We start from the raw sequence: 21,750 nt of genomic DNA on the forward strand, positions 1-21,750 counted from the left end.
CAACTCATTGATTTTGATGTTGCCCAACCCTTCGAACCTTCATTTCAGACATGCCTGATTGAAGCCGGCTATTCAACCGGCAAGACATTGCCCCAACGTGATCTGGCAAAATGCGACGTTTGCGAAATTCGGCCTCGCGCTCTTGGTGATTGTGAACTGCGCTGCTACTCTGTTGGCAACTTGAACAAATCGAGGTGCCTGCTGCGTCCGCTACCGGTTCGCGCGGCGCCGGAAGGAACTGAAGTGGAAGACCACGATACCGGCGCGGGCGCGTCGGCAGTGGGCATGTCCGGGGCATCGCCGACGCAATCGGCGGGCCCGCACACGGCGCGATTCAGCCGCCACGCGGGTGCGCACCAAAGACATGCCGGCCAGCGACAGATTGGCCTAAGCCAGGCCGACCAGCATGGCGATCAACCGAAAGGCAAGACGCGCAAGCGACGCAAGCGCAAGCGCGGCCGCAAGGTGTTCGCGCGTGACGAGAACGTCGCCGTGCCGCATGCCGCGCCTGCCGCCACGGCGACAAAACAGCCTCCGAGCGGGCTTTCGCCGGTTGAGCCAAGGCTGGCGGCCCCGCAGCGTCCGCCGCAACAGGAATTGCCTGTCTTCGCCGCGCTCGACCTCGGCACCAACAATTGCCGGCTGCTGGTCGCGGTGCCTGGCCGTCACGGCCAGTTCCGCGTCATTGACGCTTTCTCGCGCATCGTCAGGCTGGGCGAGGGGCTGACCGCCAGCGGCCGGCTCAGCCAAGCCGCGATGGATCGCGCGGTCGAGGCGCTGAAGGTCTGTGGCGAGAAGCTGCGCAACCGCAAGATCAGGAAAGCCAGGCTGATCGCCACCGAAGCCTGCCGTTCGGCCGCAAACGGTGTCGAGTTCCTGGATCGGGTCGAGCGCGAGGCCGGACTCAAGCTCGAGATCATCGACCGCCAGACCGAGGCCCGCCTTGCCGTTTCCGGTTGCGGCTCGCTGGTCGAGCGCGACACGCAAGGCGTGGTGCTGTTCGACATCGGCGGCGGCTCGTCGGAAATCGCGCTGATCGACCTGACCGGACGGCGCTCTCCGCGGCTCGCCAACCATATTGTCTCCTGGACCTCGCTGCCCGTCGGCGTGGTGTCGCTCGCCGAGCGCTTCGGCGGCCGCACGGTCACGCGCGAGACCTTTGCCGCCATGGTCGACGACGTGGCCGCGCGGTTGAAGGTCTTCGACGGCCGCGACCGGCTGGCACATGTGCTGGCAAGTCCCAATTTCCACCTGCTCGGCACCTCCGGCACGGTGACGACGCTGGCCGGCGTGCATCTCGATCTCGATCGCTACGACCGCCGCCGCGTCGATGGCCTCTGGATGGACCGCGACAGCGTCGATCGCATGATCGAGCGCCTGATCGGCTGGGATTTCCAGCAGCGCTGCGCCAACCCCTGCATCGGCGCCGACCGCGCCGATCTCGTGCTCGCCGGCTGCGCCATCCTGGAAGCGATCCGCGGTGTCTGGCCGTCCGAGCGCTTGCGCGTCGCCGACCGCGGCCTGCGCGAGGGGATCCTGAGCGAATTGATGGCCGACGACGGTGTCTGGCGCGATGGCGGGCGAGGCCGTTGATGGCTAGAAAACCGGATAAGCCGGGTTCCGCCGGTATTCGCGTCCTCAAGACCAGGATCAAGAAGAAGAGCGGCTTGAAGGAATCCTCGCGCCGCTGGCTCGAGCGCCACATGAACGATCCCTATGTGCAGCGCTCCAAGGCCGACGGCTACCGCTCGCGCGCCGCCTACAAGCTGATCGAGATCGACGACAAGCATCATCTGCTGAAGCCCGGCATGAAGGTCATCGACCTCGGCGCTGCGCCCGGCGGCTGGTGCCAGGTAGCGGCCGCGCGGACGAAGTCGACGGCGGAAAACCCACATGTCGTCGGCATCGACTATCTCGAAATGGCCGCGGTTCCGGGCGCCGTCATCCTGCAGATGGATTTCCTCGATCCCGACGCGCCGCAAAAACTTGCCGAGGCGCTCGGCGGCCGGCCGGATGTGGTGCTGTCCGATATGGCGGCACCCACAACCGGGCATCGCCGCACCGACCATCTGCGCACCATGCATCTGTGCGAAGTCGCGGCCGATTTCGCGTTGCACGTCCTGGAGCCCGGCGGACATTTCCTCGCCAAGACTTTTCAGGGCGGCGCCGAGAACGAGCTTTTGTCATTGCTGAAGCAGAATTTCCGATCCGTCCATCATGTGAAGCCGCCGGCCTCGCGCGATGAATCGGTGGAGCTCTACCTGCTGGCGAAGGAGTTTAAAGGCTAGCGCCTTGTCCTTCTCTCCTTGTGGGAAAAGGTGGCCGCGAAGCGGCCGGATGAGGGGTAAAGGGAGAAGGACAGGGCGCGCTCACTTCCCCGCGGTCCCCACCGTTTCCAGCGTCTTCGGCTTGGTTAGCCGGCCGTGGCCCGAGACCGCATTGCCGGCCTCCGGCGCAAGCCGCATGAAGGTGATCGATGCCGCCGCCGAGACGGCTGCCACGATGAAGAAGGCGATGTGGAAATCCCGCAGGGTCAGCGGTCCGCCATGGATCGAGGTCGACACTTCGAGGATGCCGCCGGCCAGCGCCACGCCGAGCGCGATCGACAATTGCTGGAAAACCGCCGTGATCGGTGTCGCCTTGCTGGTGTCGGCGGGCGTGATCTCGGCATAGGAAAGCGCATTGACACCGGTGAAGAACATCGAGCGTATGAAGCCGCCGACCAAAAGGATCGCCAGCATCAGAGCGTAAGGCGTCTGCGGCGTGAACAGGCCGTAGATGGCGATCGATGCGGCCGCGACCAGCGAGCCCCAGATCAGCACGCGCCGGAAGCCGGCGAGCCGGAACAGCAGCGCGGTGACGAACTTCATGCCGATGGCGCCGATCGCCGAGACGAAGGTGATCATGCCCGACTGGAATGGCGTCAGCCCGAAGCCGATCTGGAACATCAGCGGCAAAAGGAACGGCACCGCGCCGATGCCGATGCGAAACAGCGAGCCGCCGAGCACCGAGGACCGGAAAACCTGGTTTCGGAACAGCTCCAGCGCCAGCAGCGGATTCCTGGCGTGCCGCGCATGGAGGAGATAGAGCGCGCCCGAGATTACGCCGACGACAATGGTGATGAAGCCGGCCATCGGCGGCAGCGCCGGCAGGCTGACGACGGAAAGGCCGAAGACGATGCCGGAAGCGGCAAGGCCGGAGAGCACGAAGCCCGGGAAATCGAGCGGCGGCGTCTCGGCGGGCTCCGTCCTGGGCAGATAGCGGGTGGCGAGCCACATGCCGATAAAGCCGATTGGCACGTTGATCAGAAAAATCCAGTGCCAGGTGAAGTATGTGGTGATGAAGCCGCCGATCGGCGGGCCGACGAGCGGGCCGACCAGCGCCGGCACGGTCAGCCAGGACATCGCCGCGACCAGCTCGCTCTTGGGCGTGGCGCGCACCAGCACCAGGCGGCCGACCGGCGTCATCATCGCCCCGCCCATGCCTTGCAGGAAGCGCGACACAACGAAAGCCGGCAGTGAATTGGAAAACGCGCAGGCAACCGAGCCGGCGATGAAGACACCGATCGCAGCGCGAAAGACGTTCTTGGCGCCGAACCGGTCGGCCATCCAGCCGCTGATCGGAATGAAGATCGCCAGCGACACCAGATAAGCCGTCAGCGCCAGCTTCAGCGCGATCGGGCTCGTGTGGATGTCGACAGCGATCGCCGGCAGCGACGTCGCGATCACGGTCGAATCCATGTTCTCCATGAACAATGCGACCGCCAGTATGAGCGGGATGATGCGGTTCAAGGGAAACGCCCTGATCTGTCTTCGCGAATCTAGGCCCGGCTTGGGGGCGAACCGGTGCGACCGGGCGGTTATCACGCCTCGCCCCTGATGTCGCATTAAATTGCTGTCACTTTTGCGGGAGCGCAGTCCTGGTTGGCGTCACGGTACGCGGACTTGTCAAATGCAAGGCCGGCCGCTATGTAGTAATAATAACTACATTATAGGTGCAACCATGGACGAAACTGTTTCTGCAGCCGACGCCAATCGCAGATTCTCTCATATCCTGCGTGAAGTACGCGAGGGGCAGAGCTACGTCGTGACCAGCCATGGGCGGCCAGTGGCGCGGATCGTGCCTGCGGACAAGCACGAGGGCGTGGCCTCCCGGTCGCGCGCAGCTCTGCTGTCGCGACTCGAGAGGCAGCCGATCGTCAATGCAGGACGCTGGACTCGCGAGGATCTTTATAAGGATAACCCGTGAAGATCGCGCTGGATACCAACGTCCTTGCCTACGCGGAGGGCATCAATGATCCTGAGAAGCGCGACCTCGCCCTCGAATTGCTACGGAACGTTCCGCAAGGCGCTGTGGTTGTTCCGGTCCAGGTGCTGGGTGAACTGTTCAATGTTCTGCTTCGCAAAGCTAGAAGGTCGCCCCAGGAGGCTCGCGATACACTGCTTAGCTGGCGCGACGCCTTCCCGGTTATTGAAACAACGCCGGAAGTGATGATGACGGCTGTCGATCTTGCTGCGGACCATCGTTTCGGCGTCTGGGATGCCGTCATTCTTTCCGCCGCTTCGCAAGCGGGTTGCCGGCTCCTTTTGTCAGAAGATCTTCAAGACGGTTTTACCTGGGGCGGCGTAACTGTCGTCAATCCTTTTGAGTTGCCGCGCCACGCTTTGCTCAATGCTCTTCTGGGCATCGAATAGGTCGTCCCGCAACGATCGGCTTTTCAACCGCCCCAGGACGTGGTACCAGCCAGCGCCAATCCTGAAAGGGAAGAAGAGAGTCGGCGCTGGCCAATCGGCCTGGCGCCTTTTCCGCATTCAAAAGGACTGGCCATGGCAAAAATCATCGAAACGTCCACCGGCGCGCTGGCGCTGACTTTCGACGACGTGCTCTTGCAGCCCGGCCATTCCGAGGTGATGCCGGGCGAAACCGACATCCGCACCCGTATTGCCGGCGACATCGATCTCAACGTGCCGATCCTGTCGGCGGCCATGGACACCGTCACCGAGGCGCGGCTGGCGATCGCTATGGCGCAGGCCGGCGGCATCGGCGTCATCCACCGCAATTTCTCGCCGTCCGAACAGGCCGAGCAGGTCAGGCAGGTGAAGAAATTCGAATCCGGCATGGTGGTGAACCCAGTCACCATCGGCCCCGACGCCACGCTGGCCGATGCGCTGGCGCTGATGCGCACCTATTCGATTTCCGGCATTCCGGTGGTCGAAAATGGCGGCACCGGCGGCCACACGGTCGGCCGCCTCGTCGGCATCCTCACCAACCGCGACGTGCGCTTCGCCTCCGATCCGTCGCAGAAGGTCTACGAGCTGATGACGCGTGAGAACCTGATCACGGTCAAGGAGAATGTCGACCAGGACGAAGCCAAGCGTCTCCTTCACAAGCATCGCATCGAGAAGCTGGTAGTGGTCGACAGGAACGGCAATTGCGTCGGCCTGATCACCGTCAAGGACATCGAGAAGTCGCAGCTCAACCCGCACGCCACCAAGGACGCGCAGGGGCGCCTGCGCGCGGCGGCCGCCACCAGCGTCGGCGACGACGGGTTCGAGCGCGCCGAGCGCCTGATTGATGCCGGCGTCGATCTTTTGGTCATCGACACCGCGCATGGCCATTCGCAGCGCGTGCTGGATGCGGTGACGCGGGCGAAGAAACTGTCGAACTCCGTGCGCATCCTGGCCGGCAATGTCGCCACCGCCGAGGGCACGCAGGCGCTGATCGACGCTGGCGCCGACGCCGTCAAGGTCGGCATCGGCCCGGGTTCGATCTGCACCACCAGAATCGTCGCCGGTGTCGGTGTCCCGCAGCTGTCGGCAATCATGTCGGCGGTCGAGACGGCCAGCAGGGCCGGCGTCAGCGTCATCGCCGATGGCGGCATCAAATATTCAGGCGATCTCGCCAAGGCGCTCGCTGCCGGCGCAAGCGCGGCCATGATCGGTTCGCTGCTTGCCGGCACCGACGAGAGCCCCGGCGAGGTCTATCTCCACCAGGGCCGCTCCTTCAAAGCGTATCGGGGCATGGGTTCGGTCGGCGCCATGGCGCGCGGCTCGGCCGACCGCTACTTCCAGGCTGAAGTTCGCGACACGCTGAAGCTGGTTCCGGAGGGCATTGAAGGGCAGGTTCCCTATAAAGGACCTGTGGCTGGCGTGCTGCACCAGCTTGCAGGCGGCCTGAAAGCCGCTATGGGTTATGTGGGTGGACGTGATCTTGCAGATTTCCGCGAGCGCGCCACTTTTGTGCGCATATCCAACGCCGGACTTCGTGAAAGCCATGCCCATGACGTCACGATCACCCGCGAAAGCCCCAATTACCCGGGCGGAATTTGATCGGCAGACCGATCGGCCTGACCGCCGGCGGGGACTGTGGCGTGACTTGAGCGTGGCGGTGCTTCGGCTGTCGCGTCACGCGGCAGCGCTCTCCATCGCCTCGATTGCGCTGTTCCTCGTCATGACGGCGCTGGAGTTTCTCTATTTCCAGCGCTTGAGCGGCGGCCTGGCCTCACTCGACATGCGCGTCGCCGGCTTCACGCCCGACGAAGGCATGGCGTGGCTCACCGCGCTCGGCCGGCGCGGCGGCGAGATCATCATCGTCTGGCACTATCTGACCTTCGACCTTTTGTTCCCGGCGCTGCTGTCGCTGACGCTGGTGAGCCTTATCCTCGCCTTCGGGCGGCGACTCAGCACCTTCCGCGCCATGCCGGCGCAACTGCAGGCCTTGTTCTCCCTGACGTTGGTGGCGCCCTATGCGGTCGCCGACTACGCCCAGAATTTTGCCATGGCGCGGCTGCTCTCCGATTTCCAGCTTGCCAATCCCGATTCGCTGGCCTTCGCCTCTTCGCTGACCGTCACCAAATTCGCGCTGCTGGCGATTCCGGTCTTCGTCATCGCGGTCTTCGCGCTGGCCGGGCGGCGACGCTGAGGACAAGCAGATGCGCCAGACAGCCATCTTCTGGCCGATGCTGGCGCATGTTCTTCTGGTCTATGTCGTCTATCTGGTGATGTTCAAGCGGCGCTATCTCGCCGTTAAGTCCGGCGAAGCCAGGATCGGCCAGTACAAGGTCCGCTCAACCGAGCCGGCCTCGAGCGTCACCGTCGCCAACAACCTGATCAACCAGTTCGAGCTGCCGGTTCTCTTTCACGTGCTGTGCCTGGCGCTGTTCGTCACCAATGGCGTGAACTACCTGACGCTAGCGTTAATGTGGCTGTTCATAGTCACGCGCTATGTCCACGCCTGGGTGCATCTCGACAGAAACCATGTGCTGCACCGCAGCCGCGCCTTCTTCCTTGGCGCCGGCATACTTCTCATCGCCTGGATCTGGTTCGCGCTCCACCTGCTCGAGGTGGTGTGAGGCTCGCCTTTCCCTTCTCCCCTTGTGGGCGAAGGTGGCGCGCAGCGGCCGGATGAGGGGTATTCCAGCTTGACACGGACTTAAGCCAGCGTTGGATGCCGCGATAGGAGATCGCCAGCGTTTCACTCCGCCGGAACACCCCTCATCCGTCTCGGCGCTGCGCGTCGATCCAGCTTCTCCCACAAGCGGAGAAGAGAAAGGCGCTACAGCTCGAACAACGCGATCCGGCGCTTGTCGAATTTGATGCCGATCTCGCCGCGTACCAGCCTCAGCGCCTGCTCGCCGAAAACGGCGCGCCGCCAGCCCTGCAATGCCGCCACGTCGGCTTCGTCGCCCTCGGCGGCGATGCGGTCGATATCGTCGCTGGAGGCAAGCACCTTGGTGGCCACGCCTTCCTTCTCTGCGACGATCCTGAGCAGCACCTTGAGCAGTTCCGCCGCCGCACTCGACCCCTCCGGCGGCTGCACGCTTTTCGGCAGTTTCGGCATCGCGTCCTTGGGCAGCGCCAGTGCCGCGTTGACCGCGCCGAGCAGCGCGGTTGCCGTGGCGGAGCGTTCCCAGCCTTTCGGCGTGGTGCGCAGCTTGCCGAGCGCGGCCGCATCGCGCGGCGCCTGCTGGGCGATCTCATAGATCGCGTCGTCCTTGAGCACGCGGCCGCGCGGCACGTCGCGCTCGCGCGCCTCGCGTTCGCGCCAGGCCGCCACCGCCTGCACGATCGCCAGCTCCTGCGGTTTGCGCAGCCGCATCTTCAGCCTTTTCCAGGCATCTTCGGGATGCGGATCGTAGGTCTCGCGCGAGGTGAGGACATCCATCTCCTCGTTCAGCCAGTGGCCGCGATTCTCGCGCTTCAGCTCGGCGCTGAGATGCTGGTAGACCTCGATCAGGTGGGTGACGTCGGCAAGCGCGTATTCGAGCTGCTTGTCGGAGAGCGGCCGGTGCCGCCAGTCGGTGAAGCGCGAGGACTTGTCCAGCCGGGCTCCGGTGACCTTCTGCACGAGCTGGTCGTAGGAAACGCTGTCGCCGAAGCCGCAGACCATCGCCGCCACCTGGGTGTCGAACACCGGATGCGGCACCAGATCGCCGAGATGGACGATGATTTCGATGTCCTGGCGCGCCGCGTGAAAAACCTTCAGCACCGCTTCGTTGGCCATGAGCCGGAAAAACGGTTTCAGGTCGATGCAGGGCGATAACGGATCGATAAGCGCCTCAATCCCAGGCGCGGCCATCTGGATTAGGCAAAGGATCGGCCAGAAGGTCGTCTCGCGAATGAATTCGGTATCGACGGTAACGAATTCCGACTTTTCGAACGCCGCGACAACGCTCTCGAGTTCTTCTTGTGTGGTGATGACCTGCATCAAATCGCTTTTGGCACAATATTAGGCCTCTTTCAATTTCAGCCGCGCGCGCATTCGTCAAGCGCGGCGACGTCGTCACGCACCGCTAGTTTCGCGCGATGGCGATATGCGATGGCCCGGCGGGGCGGTTCAGGCCTCGCCGGCCTGCGCCTGCACGCTTTGCCTTGCGGTATCCGCGGCTTCGGCCGATGGCCGTCGGCCAAGCGCGCCGGCTGTGGCCAGGCTGAGCAGGATGAAGGGGATACCGATGCCATAGGCCGAGCGGATGCCCCAGTGGTCCGACACGAAGCCGAGCAGCGGCGGGCCAAGCAGAAAGGCGACGAAGGAGATCTGCGACAGGGCCGCGACATTGATCGCCGCCGGACGGTCGGTGCGCTGCGCCGCAGCCGAGATCGCCAGCGGAAAGATGGCGCTGCTGCCGATGCCCAGAAGCGCAAAGCCCAGCATCGAGATGAAGGGCAGGGGCGAGAAGAAGACGATGAACACGCCGACCGCCATTGTCGCCAGCAGCACGCGCGCTACGCCGCTCGGCGAATGGCGGTCGACAAAGCTGTCGGCGAAGAAGCGTGTCGTTGCCTGCGAGAAGGCGAACAGCGCCACGGTGAAGCCGGCAACGAAGGGGCCTGAGTCGAACACTGTGCGCATATAGATGGCGGACCAGTCCATGCTGGCCCCTTCCATCAGCATTGCCGATAGTGTCACCGCGACGAGGATCAGGATCGGCAGCGTCGGACGGGCGAATATCGGCGGCTTGTCGCCGGTCGCGGCGAAACGGGCAGGCGCGGGTTCGAAGCCGCCCAGGAACAGCGCCATCGCAACCGTCACCGTCGGCACCACCAGCGCCAGGTGCAGTTGCGGCGACAGGCCGAGATGCGCCAGCGCGCCGCCGAACAGGCCGGCGCCGAAGAAGCCGATGCTCCAGAAGGAATGCGCCCGGTTCATGATCCGGCGCTTGAGCAGGAACTCGGTCCTGTCCGCCTCGACATTCAAAATGATCTCGATGCTGCCGATCATCAATCCGACCGGGAGCAGCATCAGGAACAGGGCCGCGGGGTCCGACGCATGCACCGCGACGGCATAGGCGAAGCCAAGCAGCGGCACCAGCCACAGCAGCGCGCGGCGGAAGCCGACGCGCTCCAGGATCGGCGTCGCCAGCGTCAGCGCGATCAGAGTGCCGATCGGCGTCCCGATCAGGGCGAGACCGAGCGTGCCGTCCTCGATCTGCATGGCCCGCTTGATGTCGGGCAGCCGTGGAAAGATATTGCCCATGGCAAAGGAATAGATCGCGAAGCCGGCATAGACGCGGTGCTGGGGGGCGAGTTTCAAGCCAAGGGTCATCAGGCAAGTCCGATAAGGAGATTTTGGCGGCGGCTCTCAGGCTGCCGGCGACTCTGTTTCTTGCATGAACGGGCAAAACATGCAACAACGTGCACAACTAAATAGGATCATGCATGCTTACCGAAGAACGCCACCAACTCATTCGCGACCGGCTTGCGGCCGACGGAAAAGTGCTGGCCGGCGAGCTCGCCAGCCGTTTCGGCGTATCGGAGGACACTGTGCGCCGCGACCTGAGGGAATTGGCGAAGGCCGGGCAGCTGCGTCGCGTTTATGGCGGCGCTGTCCCATCGGGGCCCTTTGCAGCCGCGCCGCTCAGCCAGCGCAGCCGTCATGCGGTCGAGGAAAAAACCCGGCTCGCCAAGGCGGCGGTTGGACTGCTTAGTTCAGGGCAGTCGCTGTTCATCGACGGCGGCACGACCAACGAGGCGATCGCCAGGGCGATCCCGCGCGACATGGAGCTGACCGTCGCCACCAATTCGCTGGGCGTCGCCTCGGCTCTGGCGGACCTTCCCTTGGTCGAGCTGATCGTGCTCGGCGGCCGCTACGTGCCCGATCTCGGCACCTGCGTCGGGGCCGAAACGCTAGCCGCCGTGGCGCAACTCGGCGCCGATCTGTTCTTTCTGGGCTCCTGCGGCCTGGATGTCGCGCGCGGCGTCACTGCTTTCGATTCGGCCGAAGCCGAGGTGAAACGCGCCATGGCGAAAAACAGCGCCGGCATCGTCATTGCCGTCACCAACGACAAGCTCGCCACCGCCGCGCCCTATCGCGTGGCGGGGGCGGATGCGATCCGGCATCTCGTGGTGGAAAGGACCGCGCCTGCTGCCACACTCGCAGATTTCCAAAGCCGGGGTGTGCAAGTCCACTTTGCCTGAACGGTCGCAGCGGCGCGTCTGTGTGACCGCTTGCCTTGACAAAGACGGCCTCTCATGCGCTTTTCGCGCCAATTTTCGAGCCGGGCCGACGCCCGCAATTTCCGGACTTTACCCCATGACTATGCATCGTTACCGCAGCCACACCTGTGCCCAGTTGAGAAAGAACGACGTCGGCAATTCCGTCCGCCTGTCGGGCTGGGTGCATCGCGTGCGCGACCATGGCGGACTGCTCTTCATCGATCTTCGCGACCATTACGGCCTGACCCAGATCGTCGCCGATCCGGATTCGGCTGCCTTCAAGGCCGCCGAGACTTTGCGCGGCGAATGGGTGATCCGCGTCGACGGCGAGGTCAAGGCGCGGTTGCCGGAAACAGTCAATCCGAACCTGCCGACCGGCGAGATCGAGATTTTCGCGCGCGAGATCGAAGTGCTGTCGGCCGCCAAGGAGCTGCCCCTGCCGGTGTTCGGCGAGCCGGATTACCCCGAAGACATCCGCCTGAAATACCGCTTTCTCGATCTGCGCCGCGAGACGCTGCACAAGAACATCGTCGCGCGGACAAAAATCATCGCCGAGATGCGCAAGCGCATGGGGGAGGTCGGCTTCACCGAGTTTTCGACGCCGATCCTCACCGCATCGTCGCCCGAAGGCGCGCGCGACTTCCTGGTGCCGTCGCGCATCCATCCCGGCACCTTCTACGCGTTGCCGCAGGCGCCGCAGCAGTACAAGCAGCTGATCATGGTCTCCGGCTTCGACCGCTATTTCCAAATCGCGCCCTGCTTCCGCGACGAGGATCCGCGCGCCGACCGCCTGCCCGGCGAATTCTACCAGCTCGACCTCGAGATGAGCTTCGTCGAGCAGGACGATGTGCTCTCCACCCTGGCGCCGGTGATGACGTCCGTCTTCGAGGCTTTCGCCAATGGCAAGCCCGTCACCAAGGAATGGCCGCGCATCCCCTATGATGTTGCCATGCGCAAATACGGCACCGACAAGCCGGACCTGCGCAACCCGATCGTGATGCAGACGGTTTCCGATCATTTCCGCGATTCCGGCTTCAAGGTCTTCGCCAACATCCTGGCCAACGATTCGAAAGCCGAGGTGTGGGCCATTCCGGCAAAGACCGGTGGCAGCCGCGCCTTCTGCGACCGCATGAATTCCTGGGCGCAGGGCGAGGGGCAGCCTGGCCTCGGCTACATCTTCTGGCGCAAGGAAGGCGAAAAACTCGAAGGCGCCGGTCCGCTCGCCAAGAACATCGGCGAGGAGCGCACCGAGGCGATCCGCCTCCAGCTCGGCCTTGCCGACGGCGACGCCGCCTTTTTCGTCGCCGGCGACCCGAAGAAGTTCGTCTCCTTTGCCGGTGCGGCGCGCACCCGAGCCGGCGAGGAATTGAACCTCGTCGACCGCGACCGCTTCGAGCTCTGCTGGATCGTCGACTTTCCGTTCTTCGAATGGAACGAGGACGAGAAGAAGATCGACTTCGCCCACAATCCGTTCTCGATGCCGCAGGGCGGCATTGACGCCCTGACCAACCAGGAGCCGCTCGGCATCAAGGCGTTCCAGTACGATGCGGTCTGCAACGGCTTCGAGATCGCCTCGGGCGGCATCCGCAACCATCTGCCGGAAACCATGGTCAAGGCCTTCGAGATGGTCGGTCTGGATCGGCAGACGGTCGAGGATCGCTTTGGCGGCCTCTACCGTGCCTTCCAGTATGGCGCGCCGCCGCATGGCGGAGCGGCATTCGGCATCGACCGCGTCGTCATGCTTTTGGTCGGCGCCAAGAATCTGCGCGAGATCACGATGTTCCCGATGAACCAGCAGGCCTACGACCTGTTGATGAACGCGCCTTCGGAAGCGACCCCGCAGCAGCTGCGCGAGCTGTCGCTGCGCGTCGCTGCGGCGAAGAAGGACTGACGGCAGCGCTGCAACTGCCCTTTCTCCCCGTCACTATACGGGGAGAAATGTCCGGCAGGACAATGAGGGGCGGCGCGGGTGCTGGCGATTTACGGGCCGCCGTAGCAGGCGGGGCCTTCTGACGGCGATCGGTTCAGCATCGAATTCCAGTCGCAAGCGTCGGCGCTGCCCCTCATCCGCCTGCCGGCACCTTCTCCCCGTATAGGGACAGGGAGAAGGCAGCTAATTCGATCAGTCTTGGTTCGCCTTGACCTTGACGCCAAGCGTCTTCGGCAGGTCGAGCGGGTTGGACATGGCGCCGGCCATGATCAGCGCGAACGGCACCGACGACGGCGGCTCGGCCGAGATTTCCAGGCTCTTTGGATTGTCGAGGAAGGTATTGACCGCCGCCGAGACTTCCGCCGTCAGCTCGGGATTGTTGAGCTGCGCCATGCCGAACGGCACGATCGCCTTGGCCTGGTTGGCGACGTCCTTGGCCGACATGCCTTGTTGCTTGCCGACATAGTCGAGCACCTTGCCGGTGAGCGAATCGTCCTCGAAGCGCACCGATGCGCCGTTGAAAGAAAGCTGCTGCATCAGGCCGAGCATGGCCATGCCTTGCGCGGAATTGTCGGCGCCTTCCGGCTGGGCGGCGAGCTTCTTCTGCATTTCCTGCATCGACTTGATGAAGTCGAGCGTGTAGCCGCCGAGATTGAAGGTCATGCCGAGCGTGCCGGCATTCTCGACCGAGATGTCATATTTCGACAGCTCCATCTTGCCGTCACTCGGCTGCCAGGTGCCGGCCATCGCGATGTTGCCCGAGATGTTCTGGTAGCCGAGCGCGTCGATCGCTTCCTTGGACTTCGGATCGTCGACCAGCGACAGGTCGGCGGTGAATTTTTCGGTGTTGGCGGTAAAGTCCATCGCCTTGCCGTCGGCCGGCGGGGTGATCTGGACGGCAAGCCCGTCCATCGCGAACGCCGTCTTGTCGCCGACCTTGACCGTCATGTTGGCGAGCTCCGCCGACTTGTACATCATCAGCGAGCCGAGCGGATCGGTGCCGCCTTCGGCCGGGACCTTCATGTCGTGGACGACCACCGGGCTGAGATTGAGCGTCACGCCGTCCTTGCTGTGCTCGAAAGGCGAGGTCGAGAGGGTTGCGATCTCATAGCCGCCATTGGCCTCGCTGACCCTCTCCAGCTTCACGTCGCCGATCGGCAGCGCTTCCTTCTCGGCCGCCGGCTTGATGGAAACACCTTGCAGGACGGCGTTCGAATCGTCGCCGGAGACGCCTGTCCAGGAAATCTCGACGCCCTGGGCGGCAAGGGCCGCCTTGATGCGCTCGGCCACCGCCGGATCGGCGGCGAAGGCCGAATTGAGCGGCAGCGTCAGCAGAAAGGTCGAAAAGGCCAATTTCTTGAGTGTTGAGCGTTGGATTGTCATGGCGAGTTCCCTGTCCTGATTGGCTATGTGAAATTATTTTTGACATCTGCTCCGTCACCATTCCGTGACGAACGGGACGGGAAAAAGGCATTTCCGGGCCCATTTGTCGAAAACGGCGATGAAAAGCAAACGCCGGTCGGCAGCTATTGCCCGATGCGGTGAATTTGTCATGAAGACCGCGGCTTTCCTCCGCCAGCGTGTTGCATTGCCAGATAGCGGCCGCATGTAACGGATTGATGTTGGCCGGCCTCGTGTTGCCGACTAAGCCTGTTTCAGATCGGCGGCAAGTTGCAGCCGCCGCGGGGCCGCTTCCGTGAAATTCTTCACACCGCCGGCTGCGCATCTATAGCCACGGCGAATGCGCCGACGTTCACGCGGCGCTTGCCGCGAATCACCCGCTCGGCTAGTCCAAATTCATGGGAAAAAGGCTTTTGCCGCCTGATGACAATGGCGGCGGCGATAAAATCGAACCGGTCGATCTGAAGGAAGCGCTCGAGCGGCGCTATCTCGCTTACGCGCTGTCGACCATCATGCATCGGGCGCTGCCGGATGTGCGCGACGGACTGAAGCCGGTCCATCGCCGCATCATGCATGCCATGCGGCTGCTCAGGCTCAACCCCGATCAGGGTTTCGCCAAATGCGCCCGCATCGTCGGCGACGTGATGGGCAAGTTCCATCCGCATGGCGACCAGTCGATCTACGATGCGCTGGTACGGCTGGCGCAGGATTTCTCGATGCGCTACCCGCTGGTCGACGGGCAGGGCAATTTCGGCAACATCGACGGCGATAACGCCGCGGCGATGCGCTACACCGAAGCGCGCATGACCGAGGTGGCAAGCGAGCTGCTTGCCGGCATCACCGAGGACGCGGTCGATTTTCGGCCGACTTACAATGAAGAGGACGAGGAGCCGTCCGTCTTGCCGGGCGCTTTCCCCAACCTGCTCGCCAACGGCTCGTCGGGCATTGCCGTCGGCATGGCGACTTCGATCCCGCCGCACAACGCCGCCGAGCTTTGCGACGCAGCGCTCCATCTGATCGAGCATCCCGAAGCGCCGGTGGCGAAGCTGATGGATTTCGTCCAGGGGCCGGATTTCCCGACGGGCGGCATCATCGTCGACAGCCGCGCCTCGATCCTCGAAGCCTATGAGACGGGCCGCGGCGGTTTCCGGGTGCGCTCCAAATGGAGCCAGGAGGACCAGGGCAGGGGCACCTGGAGCATCGTCGTCACCGAGATCCCTTACGGCGTGCAGAAGGCCAGGCTGATCGAGAAGATCGCCGAGCTTTTGATGGCACGCAAGCTGCCGCTGCTCGAAGACATCCGCGACGAGAGTGCGGAGGACATCCGCATCGTCCTGGTGCCGAAGAGCCGCACCGTCGATCCCGGCATCCTGATGGAATCGCTGTTCAAGCTTACCGAGCTCGAAAGCCGCTTCCCGCTCAACATGAACGTGCTGTCGCGCGGTAAGGTGCCGAACGTCCTGTCGTTGAAGGGCGTGCTCAAGGAGTGGCTCGACCACCGCCGCGAGGTTTTGATCCGTCGTTCGAAATACCGGCTCGGCGAGATCGAGAAGCGGCTGGAAATCCTCGCCGGTTATCTGATCGCCTATCTCAACATCGACGAGGTCATCAGGATCATCCGCGAGGAGGATGAGCCCAAGCAGGTGATGATGGCCCGCTGGTCGCTCACCGACAACCAGGCCGAAGCCATCCTCAACATGCGCCTGCGCGCCTTGCGCAAGCTCGAAGAGATCGAGATCCGCAAGGAATTTGACGGCCTCACCACCGAGAAGAAGCAGATCGAGGCCCTGCTGGCTTCCGACGCCAAGCAATGGTCGACGATCAAGTGGGAAGTCAGCAAGGTCCGCGACACGTTCGGTCCGCAGACCGAACTCGGCAAGCGTCGCACCCAGTTTGCCGATGCGCCCGAGCACGACTTGACCGACATTGCGCATGCGATGATCGAGCGCGAGCCGGTCACCGTCGTTGTGTCGGAAAAGGGCTGGCTGCGCGCCATGAAGGGCCACCTGACCGACCATTCGCAGCTCACCTTCAAGGAAGGCGACAGCCTGAAGCTCGCCTTCCATGCCCAGACCACGGACAAGATCCTGGTCTTCACCACCGGCGGCAAGTTCTACACCATCGGCGCCGATCGGCTGCCGGGCGGGCGCGGCCATGGCGAGCCGATCCGCATCATCGTCGACATGGAGAACGACCAGGACATCGTCACTGCCTTCGTCCATGATCCGAAGCGCAAGCTGCTGCTCGTCTCATACGACGCCAATGGCTTCGTCGTTTCGGAGGAAGAGGTCGTTGCCAACACCCGCAAGGGCAAGCAGGTGATGAACGTCAAGGCGCCGGACGAGGCCAAGCGCTGCATCCCGGTTTCGGGCGACCATCTCGCTATTGTCGGCGAGAACCGCAAGATGCTGGTCTTCCCCCTGGCCGAAATTCCGGAAATGGCGCGCGGCAAGGGTGTGCGCCTGCAGAAATACAAGGACGGCGGCGTGCTGGACCTGAAGACCTTCACCCTGGCGACGGGGCTCTCCTGGCAGGATTCGGCCGATCGCACCTTCACCAAGTCGCGCGAGGAGCTGTCCGAGTGGATCGGAGCCCGCGCCGCCGCCGGCCGCATGGTGCCGAAGGGTTTTCCCAGGACGGGGAAATTTGGGTGAAGCAGCACCTTTCCTTCTCCCCTTGCGGGAGAAGGTGTCGCCGAAGGCGACGGATGAGGGGTGTTCCAGCTTGACACGGACTTGAGCTGCGTTGGATGCCGCCAACGCCTCACCCCGCTGAAACACCCCTCATCCGTCTCGGCGCTGCGCGCCGATCCACCTTCTCCTACAAGGGGAGAAGGAAAGGCACTATTTGGACTATCGTCACGATTGCTGCACTATGATGGTGCATAAGCATCCATCGAACCATCAGGCAGGGAGCAACGCCGGGTTGAAGCGCGCCGAGATCCAGAAGCCGGGGCAGCGCCTATTCGGCCTGTCGACGCCGCTGAGGGCGGCCGTCATCCCGCCGCTGTCGGCGGCGCGCTGGCTCCTGGTGCTGATCGTCGCTGCCGGCGTCTATTTCTTCCACGGCTTCCTGTTCCCGGTGCTGGCGGCGCTCGTCATCGCCTTTGCCAGCTGGCCGCTGTACCGCCGGCTGCTCGTTGGTGTCGGCGGCAACCGCACGGTCGGCGCGACCTTGGCGATCCTTTTCATCCTCGCCTTCCTGGTGGTGCCGATCGCGCTTGCCGGCACCTATGCCATCAACGAGCTGCGCGAGTGGGTCACCTGGGCGATCGAGACCAATCGCCACGGCGCGGCGACACCGGGTTGGATCGCCGCCATACCGGTCGTCGGCCAGTGGCTGAACGAGCAGTGGACGGCCTATCTCGGCCATCCCGGCGGCATCGGCGAGTTGATCCAGCTGATCAGCGGCTCCAATATCGGCAGCATCTATCGCGGCGCCTTGGCCGCCGGTGGCAGCGCATTCAGCCTGATTCTGACGCTTCTGTTCATGATGATCGCGCTGTTCTTCGCCTATCGCGACGGCGAGGCTTTCGCGGCCCAGGTCGATCGCCTCGGCGAACGCATCCTGCCGACGCGTTGGGAGCGGATCTCGCGCGTCGTGCCGGCAACCATTTCCTCGACCGTGACGGGCATGACCATCATCGCCATCGGCGAGGGCCTTGTGCTCGGCATCGCCTATTGGCTGGCCGGCGTGCCATCCCCGGTGACGCTCGGCGCGCTTACCGGCATCATGGCGCTGATCCCGGGCGGCGCGCCGCTCTCCTTCACCCTGGTGTCGATCTATCTCGCCGCCAGCGGCAAGCTTTTCGCTGGCGCGGCCCTGTTCATCTGGGGCGCGGTCGAGCTCTTCATCGTTGACAAGACGCTGCGGCCCAAGCTGGTCGGCGGCCCGATCAAGCTCCCCTTCCTGCCGACCTTTTTCGGCTTGATCGGCGGCGTCAAGACGATGGGTTTTCTTGGCCTGTTCATCGGCCCGGTGTTGATGGCGCTGCTCGTCGCCATCTGGCGCGAATGGCTGCGCGAGGTCGAGATCATGGACGAGCTTCCGCCTGTCGCCGACGAGGCCGGCGCGCCGCCACAGATCGAAGCTGCGGCCGAGCCGAGGAAAGTTCAGGCCGGGTGAACCACGGCAAGCGCGGCACGGCGCTTGCGGCCCTCATGCAATTGCCACAGCGAATGCGCGACCAGCGTCACGATCAGGATCGAGCCGCCGATCAGGCTGTTGCGTGTGGGCTCCTCGGCGAAGATCAGCCAGACCCAGACTGGCGCCAGCACCGTCTCCAGCAGATAGAACATCGCCACTTCCGGGCCTGAAATGTATTTCGGTCCGTTGGCAAGGCAGAAGAACGAGATCGGCATGATCACGGCGCCGTTGAAGATGATCCACCACGGTGCGTTCACGTGAACGCCTTCGCCTGAAACCATGAAGACGGCGAGCGCCAGCGGCAGGATGACGCCGACCAGCGCGGTGAAGCCCATGTCCTCGCTGCTGGCGCGCGAAATGGTGATGGCGAGGGCGACGAAGAAGGTCGAGCACAGCGCCATGAAATCGCCGAACAGATGCCCGGTGCCGACGGAGCCGCCGACGATGATCAGCACGCCGAAAATCATCGCCAGCATGGCGATGACGGTTGCAGGCCGCGGTCTTTCCTTGAGGAAGAGCCATGACAGCAGCGCCGCGAACACGGTGTTGAAGGCCAGGATGAAGACAAGGTCGGCCGTCGAGGTGTGATAGACCGCCGTGACGAAGCATATTCCGGTCATGCCGTAGCAAAAGGCCACGGCAAGTCCCGACCAGCCCGGGATGAGCCGGGGCGCGTTCCGGTCGAACGACCGCCAGACGGCCCACACCACCAGCCCGGCCAGCAAGGTGGTGGCGGTGCGCAACATCATGATCGTCCAGGGTGTGCCGTCGGCGAGCCGGATCAGCGGTATGTCGACGGTCAGTGTGAGGCCGCCTATGGCGGTGATCAGGAGACCTTTTTGGTGGTCGGTGTGGGTGGACACTTGGGCATTCTCGCAAACTATCTTGAAGAGGCGCACAGCGGCCACGCCGCGCTCGTTCCAGCCTGAGGGCCGAAAGACCGGTGTCCTCCTCCTTGAAACAGTTAAGGATGAAGCGTGGGGCGGTTCAGCGACTGACCGCTTCGTGGTCGTAGCGTTCCCAGCCTTTCGGGCCGAGATGCTCCTGCGGCATGAAGCGCATCTTATAATTCATCTTGCGCGAGCCGTTGACCCAGTAGCCGAGATAGACGTGGGGCAGTCCCATCGCCCTGGCGCGGGCGATGTGATCGAGGATCATGAAGGTGCCGAGCGAGCGGTCCTCGAAGTCGGGGTTGAAATAGGAATAGACCATCGACAGGCCATCGGCCATCTTGTCGGTGAGCGCGACGGCTATCAGCTCGCCATGGCCCTTGCCGGTGATGAACGTGTCGGGGCCGCGACGCCGGTATTCAATGATCTTGGTGTCGACATGGGTGTCTTCCACCATCATCGCATAGTCGAGCACGGTCATGTCCGACATGCCGCCGCGGCGATGCCGGGCGTCGAGATAGCTGCGGAAGAGGGAATATTGCTCCGTCGAAGGCTGCGCGTCATGCATGGCGCCGACAAGGTCGGCATTGTGCTGGATGACGCGGCGCATGTTGCGGCTGGGACTGAATTCCTGTGCCAGGATGCGGACCGACACACAGGCGCGGCACGACTCGCAGGCCGGACGGTAGGCGATGTTCTGCGAGCGCCGGAAGCCGCCTTGCGTCAGCAGGTCATTCATCTCCGGCGCTTTGTCGCCGACAAGGTGCGTGAACACCTTGCGCTCGAACTGTCCCTCCAGGTAGGGGCACGGCGACGGCGCGGTCAGGAAGAACTGCGGCGACTGGGTCGGATGCTGCGTCATCTAATCTTGGAAACGCTCCTGCGAATCGCCCTACCTTTGGCCCGGTCGCCGAAAAATTCAACAGGATTATGCTGCCGCGATGGCCTTGGCCTGTTCATATTTAAGCACGGTCGACGCGGCGGCTTGATGCGCGCGGCCGTGAATCCGTCAGATATTGGTGCGGGTTACGACGGTGCCGAGCAGCAGGTCGTGCAGCGTGCGCTTGCGGTCGGAGAACAGCGTGACCAGGAGCACTAGCGGCGTCAGGATGACGTTGCCCGCCCAGAACAGCACCGAGTGAACCACAGCCGTCATGCCGTCGATGCGGCTGCCGTCGAGCTTCTCCAGGCGGATGCCCATAATCTTCATGCCGGTCGTCGCCTGGTCGCGGCTGCCCAGCGTGTTCCAGATGTAGAGAATGGCAACCATCGGCACCAGCACCGAAAACAGCGCCCAGCCGAGGCCGAAGGTCAACAGCCCGAGAATGGCGACCAGGATGGCGAAGGGAATGGTCAGCAGCGCGACGAAGAAATAGTCGAGCAGGAAGGCGAAAATGCGCCTTGTCCGCACCCCACGATATGCGCGGGTGTCCTCGAACCTCGTCGTGATGATCTCGCCGTCCAATACGCGTGCGTTCATATCCGTTCCTCGATCGCAGCACCCCCATGGGAATGCCTGCCGCCTTTTCAAATGGTGAGGGCGGCCTGGAATTCAAGGAACGTGCCCGCCACCGCCGGGCGCGACGTCAGAAGATGCCGGGACAGAGCCTGAAGCGAACCCGCCCGAGATAGTCGCGATACTCCTCTGTCAGCGCCAGGATGCGTTCCTCGCGCAGGATGCGATGGACCTGGAACAGGGTAATGATCGCGTAGACGGCGAAATTGTAGAGCGAGAAGCTCGACAGCAGGAACAGGATGTGCCCTGCCAGATAGCCGGCATAGATTGGGTGCCGCACGAACCGATAGGCGCCGCCGGTGACGACGCCGCGGTTGGCCGGCAGGATGGCGAAGGAGCGGCCAAGCGACATCTTACCCCAGATCACCAGCCACAGCGCCAGGAATTGCAGCGGCGCCGCGATATAGAGCGGGATGACGGCGATTCCATCCTGGAACGATACGAAACCCGAACCGAAAGCAGCCGTCACCGAGATGAATACCGTGAAAGGGCTCCAGTCGCGGACAATCGGCCGGCGCGCCAGCAGCAGCCAGGTAAAGGTCAGAACGTCGGAGATCATGAGCAGCAGGATGTTCAGCCGGCCCGGATCGATGACGAGGTGACGCGCACCGCGATAGACGAAGACCGCGGCGACCACCAGCGCGATGAAACGGAACAGGCCCTCGCGCAGGTCGGTGAGAACCACGCTGCTCTGAAGGCCGGACCAGAAACCGGTCTCTGCGCCAGGCAGCGCATCGCTTTTGGAAATCGCCAACTCTGTTACCCCGGTGGTCCCCTCGACATGGACCATTGCACGCAAGCCTTGCCGTCCGGTTAAGGTTTCTCGTGCTTTTGGTTGCATCGGCGGATTCGCCTACCGAGGGAATGGTGTTGCCTGTTGAACATGACATTCTTCCCGGTCTAGCTTGCTGCGGCGCACAAAGGGGACGGGAC

General features: G+C 63.6%; 19 protein-coding genes. 11 read left to right on the forward strand and 8 right to left on the reverse strand.

Features of this window, described 5'->3' with window-relative positions:
• The first annotated feature begins 243 nt into the window (after positions 1–243).
• Positions 244–1,593, forward strand: coding sequence for a Ppx/GppA phosphatase family protein (locus tag LB523_RS26020; protein ID WP_224530774.1), 1,350 nt, complete (start codon positions 244–246; stop codon positions 1,591–1,593).
• Entirely contained in the window at positions 1,593–2,288 is a 696-nt protein-coding gene (locus tag LB523_RS26025; RefSeq protein ID WP_095767720.1) for an RlmE family RNA methyltransferase, read from the forward strand. The genes LB523_RS26020 and LB523_RS26025 overlap by 1 nt, the downstream gene beginning before the upstream one ends.
• Before the next feature lie 81 nt (positions 2,289–2,369).
• Here the strand turns inward: LB523_RS26025 and LB523_RS26030 are convergent, their stop codons facing one another.
• Positions 2,370–3,791, reverse strand: a complete 1,422-nt coding sequence (locus LB523_RS26030) for an MFS transporter (RefSeq protein WP_095767719.1) — start codon at positions 3,789–3,791, stop codon at positions 2,370–2,372.
• Between the two features lie 211 nt (positions 3,792–4,002).
• Between LB523_RS26030 and LB523_RS26035 the strand changes: the two genes are divergently transcribed.
• The 5 genes from LB523_RS26035 (at position 4,003) to LB523_RS26055 (ending at position 7,351) form a co-directional block, all read left to right on the forward strand.
• A complete protein-coding gene (locus LB523_RS26035) occupies positions 4,003–4,248 on the forward strand; it encodes a type II toxin-antitoxin system Phd/YefM family antitoxin (RefSeq protein ID WP_224608385.1) in 246 nt (81 codons plus the stop codon).
• Positions 4,245–4,694: a PIN domain-containing protein gene (locus tag LB523_RS26040; protein ID WP_224608388.1), complete on the forward strand. Its 450-nt coding sequence runs from the start codon at positions 4,245–4,247 to the stop codon at positions 4,692–4,694. The genes LB523_RS26035 and LB523_RS26040 overlap by 4 nt, the downstream gene beginning before the upstream one ends.
• Positions 4,695–4,826: 132 nt before the next feature.
• The gene (gene guaB / locus LB523_RS26045) at positions 4,827–6,329 is read left to right on the forward strand and encodes an IMP dehydrogenase (protein ID WP_095767716.1); all 1,503 of its coding nucleotides are present in this window, start codon (positions 4,827–4,829) and stop codon (positions 6,327–6,329) included.
• 46 nt (positions 6,330–6,375) lie between these two features.
• Positions 6,376–6,921, forward strand: a complete 546-nt coding sequence (locus tag LB523_RS26050) for a hypothetical protein (RefSeq protein WP_224608391.1) — start codon at positions 6,376–6,378, stop codon at positions 6,919–6,921.
• Positions 6,922–6,931: 10 nt separating this feature from the next.
• Positions 6,932–7,351, forward strand: a complete 420-nt coding sequence (locus LB523_RS26055; protein WP_095767715.1) for an MAPEG family protein — start codon at positions 6,932–6,934, stop codon at positions 7,349–7,351.
• Positions 7,352–7,554: 203 nt separating this feature from the next.
• Here LB523_RS26055 and rnd read toward each other — a convergent pair whose 3' ends face one another.
• Positions 7,555–8,706, reverse strand: a complete 1,152-nt coding sequence (gene rnd, locus LB523_RS26060) for a ribonuclease D (protein WP_224608394.1) — start codon at positions 8,704–8,706, stop codon at positions 7,555–7,557.
• 129 nt (positions 8,707–8,835) lie between these two features.
• Positions 8,836–10,044 (reverse strand): MFS transporter, encoded by a 1,209-nt coding sequence (locus LB523_RS26065; protein WP_224608397.1) that lies wholly within the window; start codon positions 10,042–10,044, stop codon positions 8,836–8,838.
• Between the two features lie 113 nt (positions 10,045–10,157).
• Here LB523_RS26065 and LB523_RS26070 point away from each other — a divergent pair, with 113 nt between their 5' ends.
• Together LB523_RS26070 and aspS are read left to right on the forward strand one after the other, a co-directional pair.
• Positions 10,158–10,916 (forward strand): DeoR/GlpR family DNA-binding transcription regulator, encoded by a 759-nt coding sequence (locus tag LB523_RS26070; protein WP_224608401.1) that lies wholly within the window; start codon positions 10,158–10,160, stop codon positions 10,914–10,916.
• Positions 10,917–11,037: 121 nt separating this feature from the next.
• Complete coding sequence (gene aspS, locus LB523_RS26075; protein ID WP_224608443.1) at positions 11,038–12,825, forward strand: aspartate--tRNA ligase; 1,788 nt, start codon at positions 11,038–11,040, stop codon at positions 12,823–12,825.
• A gap of 231 nt (positions 12,826–13,056) precedes the next feature.
• Here the strand turns inward: aspS and LB523_RS26080 are convergent, their stop codons facing one another.
• On the reverse strand, positions 13,057–14,247 hold the full coding sequence (locus tag LB523_RS26080) for a hypothetical protein (protein WP_224608404.1): 1,191 nt from the start codon (positions 14,245–14,247) through the stop codon (positions 13,057–13,059).
• 416 nt (positions 14,248–14,663) lie between these two features.
• Here LB523_RS26080 and parC point away from each other — a divergent pair, with 416 nt between their 5' ends.
• Both parC and LB523_RS26090 read left to right on the forward strand, forming a co-directional pair.
• Positions 14,664–16,919, forward strand: coding sequence for a DNA topoisomerase IV subunit A (gene parC / locus LB523_RS26085; RefSeq protein ID WP_224608407.1), 2,256 nt, complete (start codon positions 14,664–14,666; stop codon positions 16,917–16,919).
• 220 nt (positions 16,920–17,139) lie between these two features.
• Positions 17,140–18,390: an AI-2E family transporter gene (locus LB523_RS26090; protein WP_224608410.1), complete on the forward strand. Its 1,251-nt coding sequence runs from the start codon at positions 17,140–17,142 to the stop codon at positions 18,388–18,390.
• Here LB523_RS26090 and LB523_RS26095 read toward each other — a convergent pair.
• From LB523_RS26095 to LB523_RS26110, 4 genes are all read right to left on the reverse strand, one after another.
• Positions 18,378–19,274 carry a DMT family transporter gene (locus LB523_RS26095; RefSeq protein WP_224608412.1) on the reverse strand — a complete coding sequence of 299 codons (897 nt, stop codon included), beginning with the start codon at positions 19,272–19,274 and terminating at the stop codon, positions 18,378–18,380. The two genes, LB523_RS26090 and LB523_RS26095, sit on opposite strands and share 13 nt — an antisense overlap.
• A 124-nt stretch (positions 19,275–19,398) precedes the next feature.
• Positions 19,399–20,163: an arginyltransferase gene (locus LB523_RS26100; protein ID WP_224608415.1), complete on the reverse strand. Its 765-nt coding sequence runs from the start codon at positions 20,161–20,163 to the stop codon at positions 19,399–19,401.
• Positions 20,164–20,310: 147 nt separating this feature from the next.
• The gene (locus LB523_RS26105; RefSeq protein ID WP_224608418.1) at positions 20,311–20,781 is read right to left on the reverse strand and encodes an RDD family protein; all 471 of its coding nucleotides are present in this window, start codon (positions 20,779–20,781) and stop codon (positions 20,311–20,313) included.
• Positions 20,782–20,887: 106 nt separating this feature from the next.
• Positions 20,888–21,607 (reverse strand): methyltransferase family protein, encoded by a 720-nt coding sequence (locus tag LB523_RS26110; RefSeq protein ID WP_224608446.1) that lies wholly within the window; start codon positions 21,605–21,607, stop codon positions 20,888–20,890.
• Positions 21,608–21,750: the final 143 nt, after the last annotated feature.

The organism is Mesorhizobium sp. ESP-6-4, assembly GCF_020164735.1.
Taxonomy (GTDB): Bacteria; Pseudomonadota; Alphaproteobacteria; order Rhizobiales; family Rhizobiaceae; genus Mesorhizobium.

What these genes read in the sequence shown, in the direction of transcription:
- LB523_RS26025 (WP_095767720.1), top strand. Translation starts at nt 1,593, where the DNA reads ATGGCTAGAAAACCGGATAAGCCGGGTTCCGCCGGTATTCGCGTCCTC.
- LB523_RS26035 (WP_224608385.1), top strand. Translation starts at nt 4,003, where the DNA reads ATGGACGAAACTGTTTCTGCAGCCGACGCCAATCGCAGATTCTCTCAT.
- guaB (WP_095767716.1), top strand. Translation starts at nt 4,827, where the DNA reads ATGGCAAAAATCATCGAAACGTCCACCGGCGCGCTGGCGCTGACTTTC.
- LB523_RS26055 (WP_095767715.1), top strand. Translation starts at nt 6,932, where the DNA reads ATGCGCCAGACAGCCATCTTCTGGCCGATGCTGGCGCATGTTCTTCTG.
- rnd (WP_224608394.1), bottom strand. Translation starts at nt 8,706, where the DNA reads ATGCAGGTCATCACCACACAAGAAGAACTCGAGAGCGTTGTCGCGGCG.
- LB523_RS26065 (WP_224608397.1), bottom strand. Translation starts at nt 10,044, where the DNA reads ATGACCCTTGGCTTGAAACTCGCCCCCCAGCACCGCGTCTATGCCGGC.
- LB523_RS26070 (WP_224608401.1), top strand. Translation starts at nt 10,158, where the DNA reads ATGCTTACCGAAGAACGCCACCAACTCATTCGCGACCGGCTTGCGGCC.
- aspS (WP_224608443.1), top strand. Translation starts at nt 11,038, where the DNA reads ATGCATCGTTACCGCAGCCACACCTGTGCCCAGTTGAGAAAGAACGAC.
- LB523_RS26080 (WP_224608404.1), bottom strand. Translation starts at nt 14,247, where the DNA reads ATGACAATCCAACGCTCAACACTCAAGAAATTGGCCTTTTCGACCTTT.
- parC (WP_224608407.1), top strand. Translation starts at nt 14,664, where the DNA reads ATGGGAAAAAGGCTTTTGCCGCCTGATGACAATGGCGGCGGCGATAAA.
- LB523_RS26090 (WP_224608410.1), top strand. Translation starts at nt 17,140, where the DNA reads ATGATGGTGCATAAGCATCCATCGAACCATCAGGCAGGGAGCAACGCC.
- LB523_RS26100 (WP_224608415.1), bottom strand. Translation starts at nt 20,163, where the DNA reads ATGACGCAGCATCCGACCCAGTCGCCGCAGTTCTTCCTGACCGCGCCG.
- LB523_RS26105 (WP_224608418.1), bottom strand. Translation starts at nt 20,781, where the DNA reads ATGAACGCACGCGTATTGGACGGCGAGATCATCACGACGAGGTTCGAG.
- LB523_RS26110 (WP_224608446.1), bottom strand. Translation starts at nt 21,607, where the DNA reads ATGGTCCATGTCGAGGGGACCACCGGGGTAACAGAGTTGGCGATTTCC.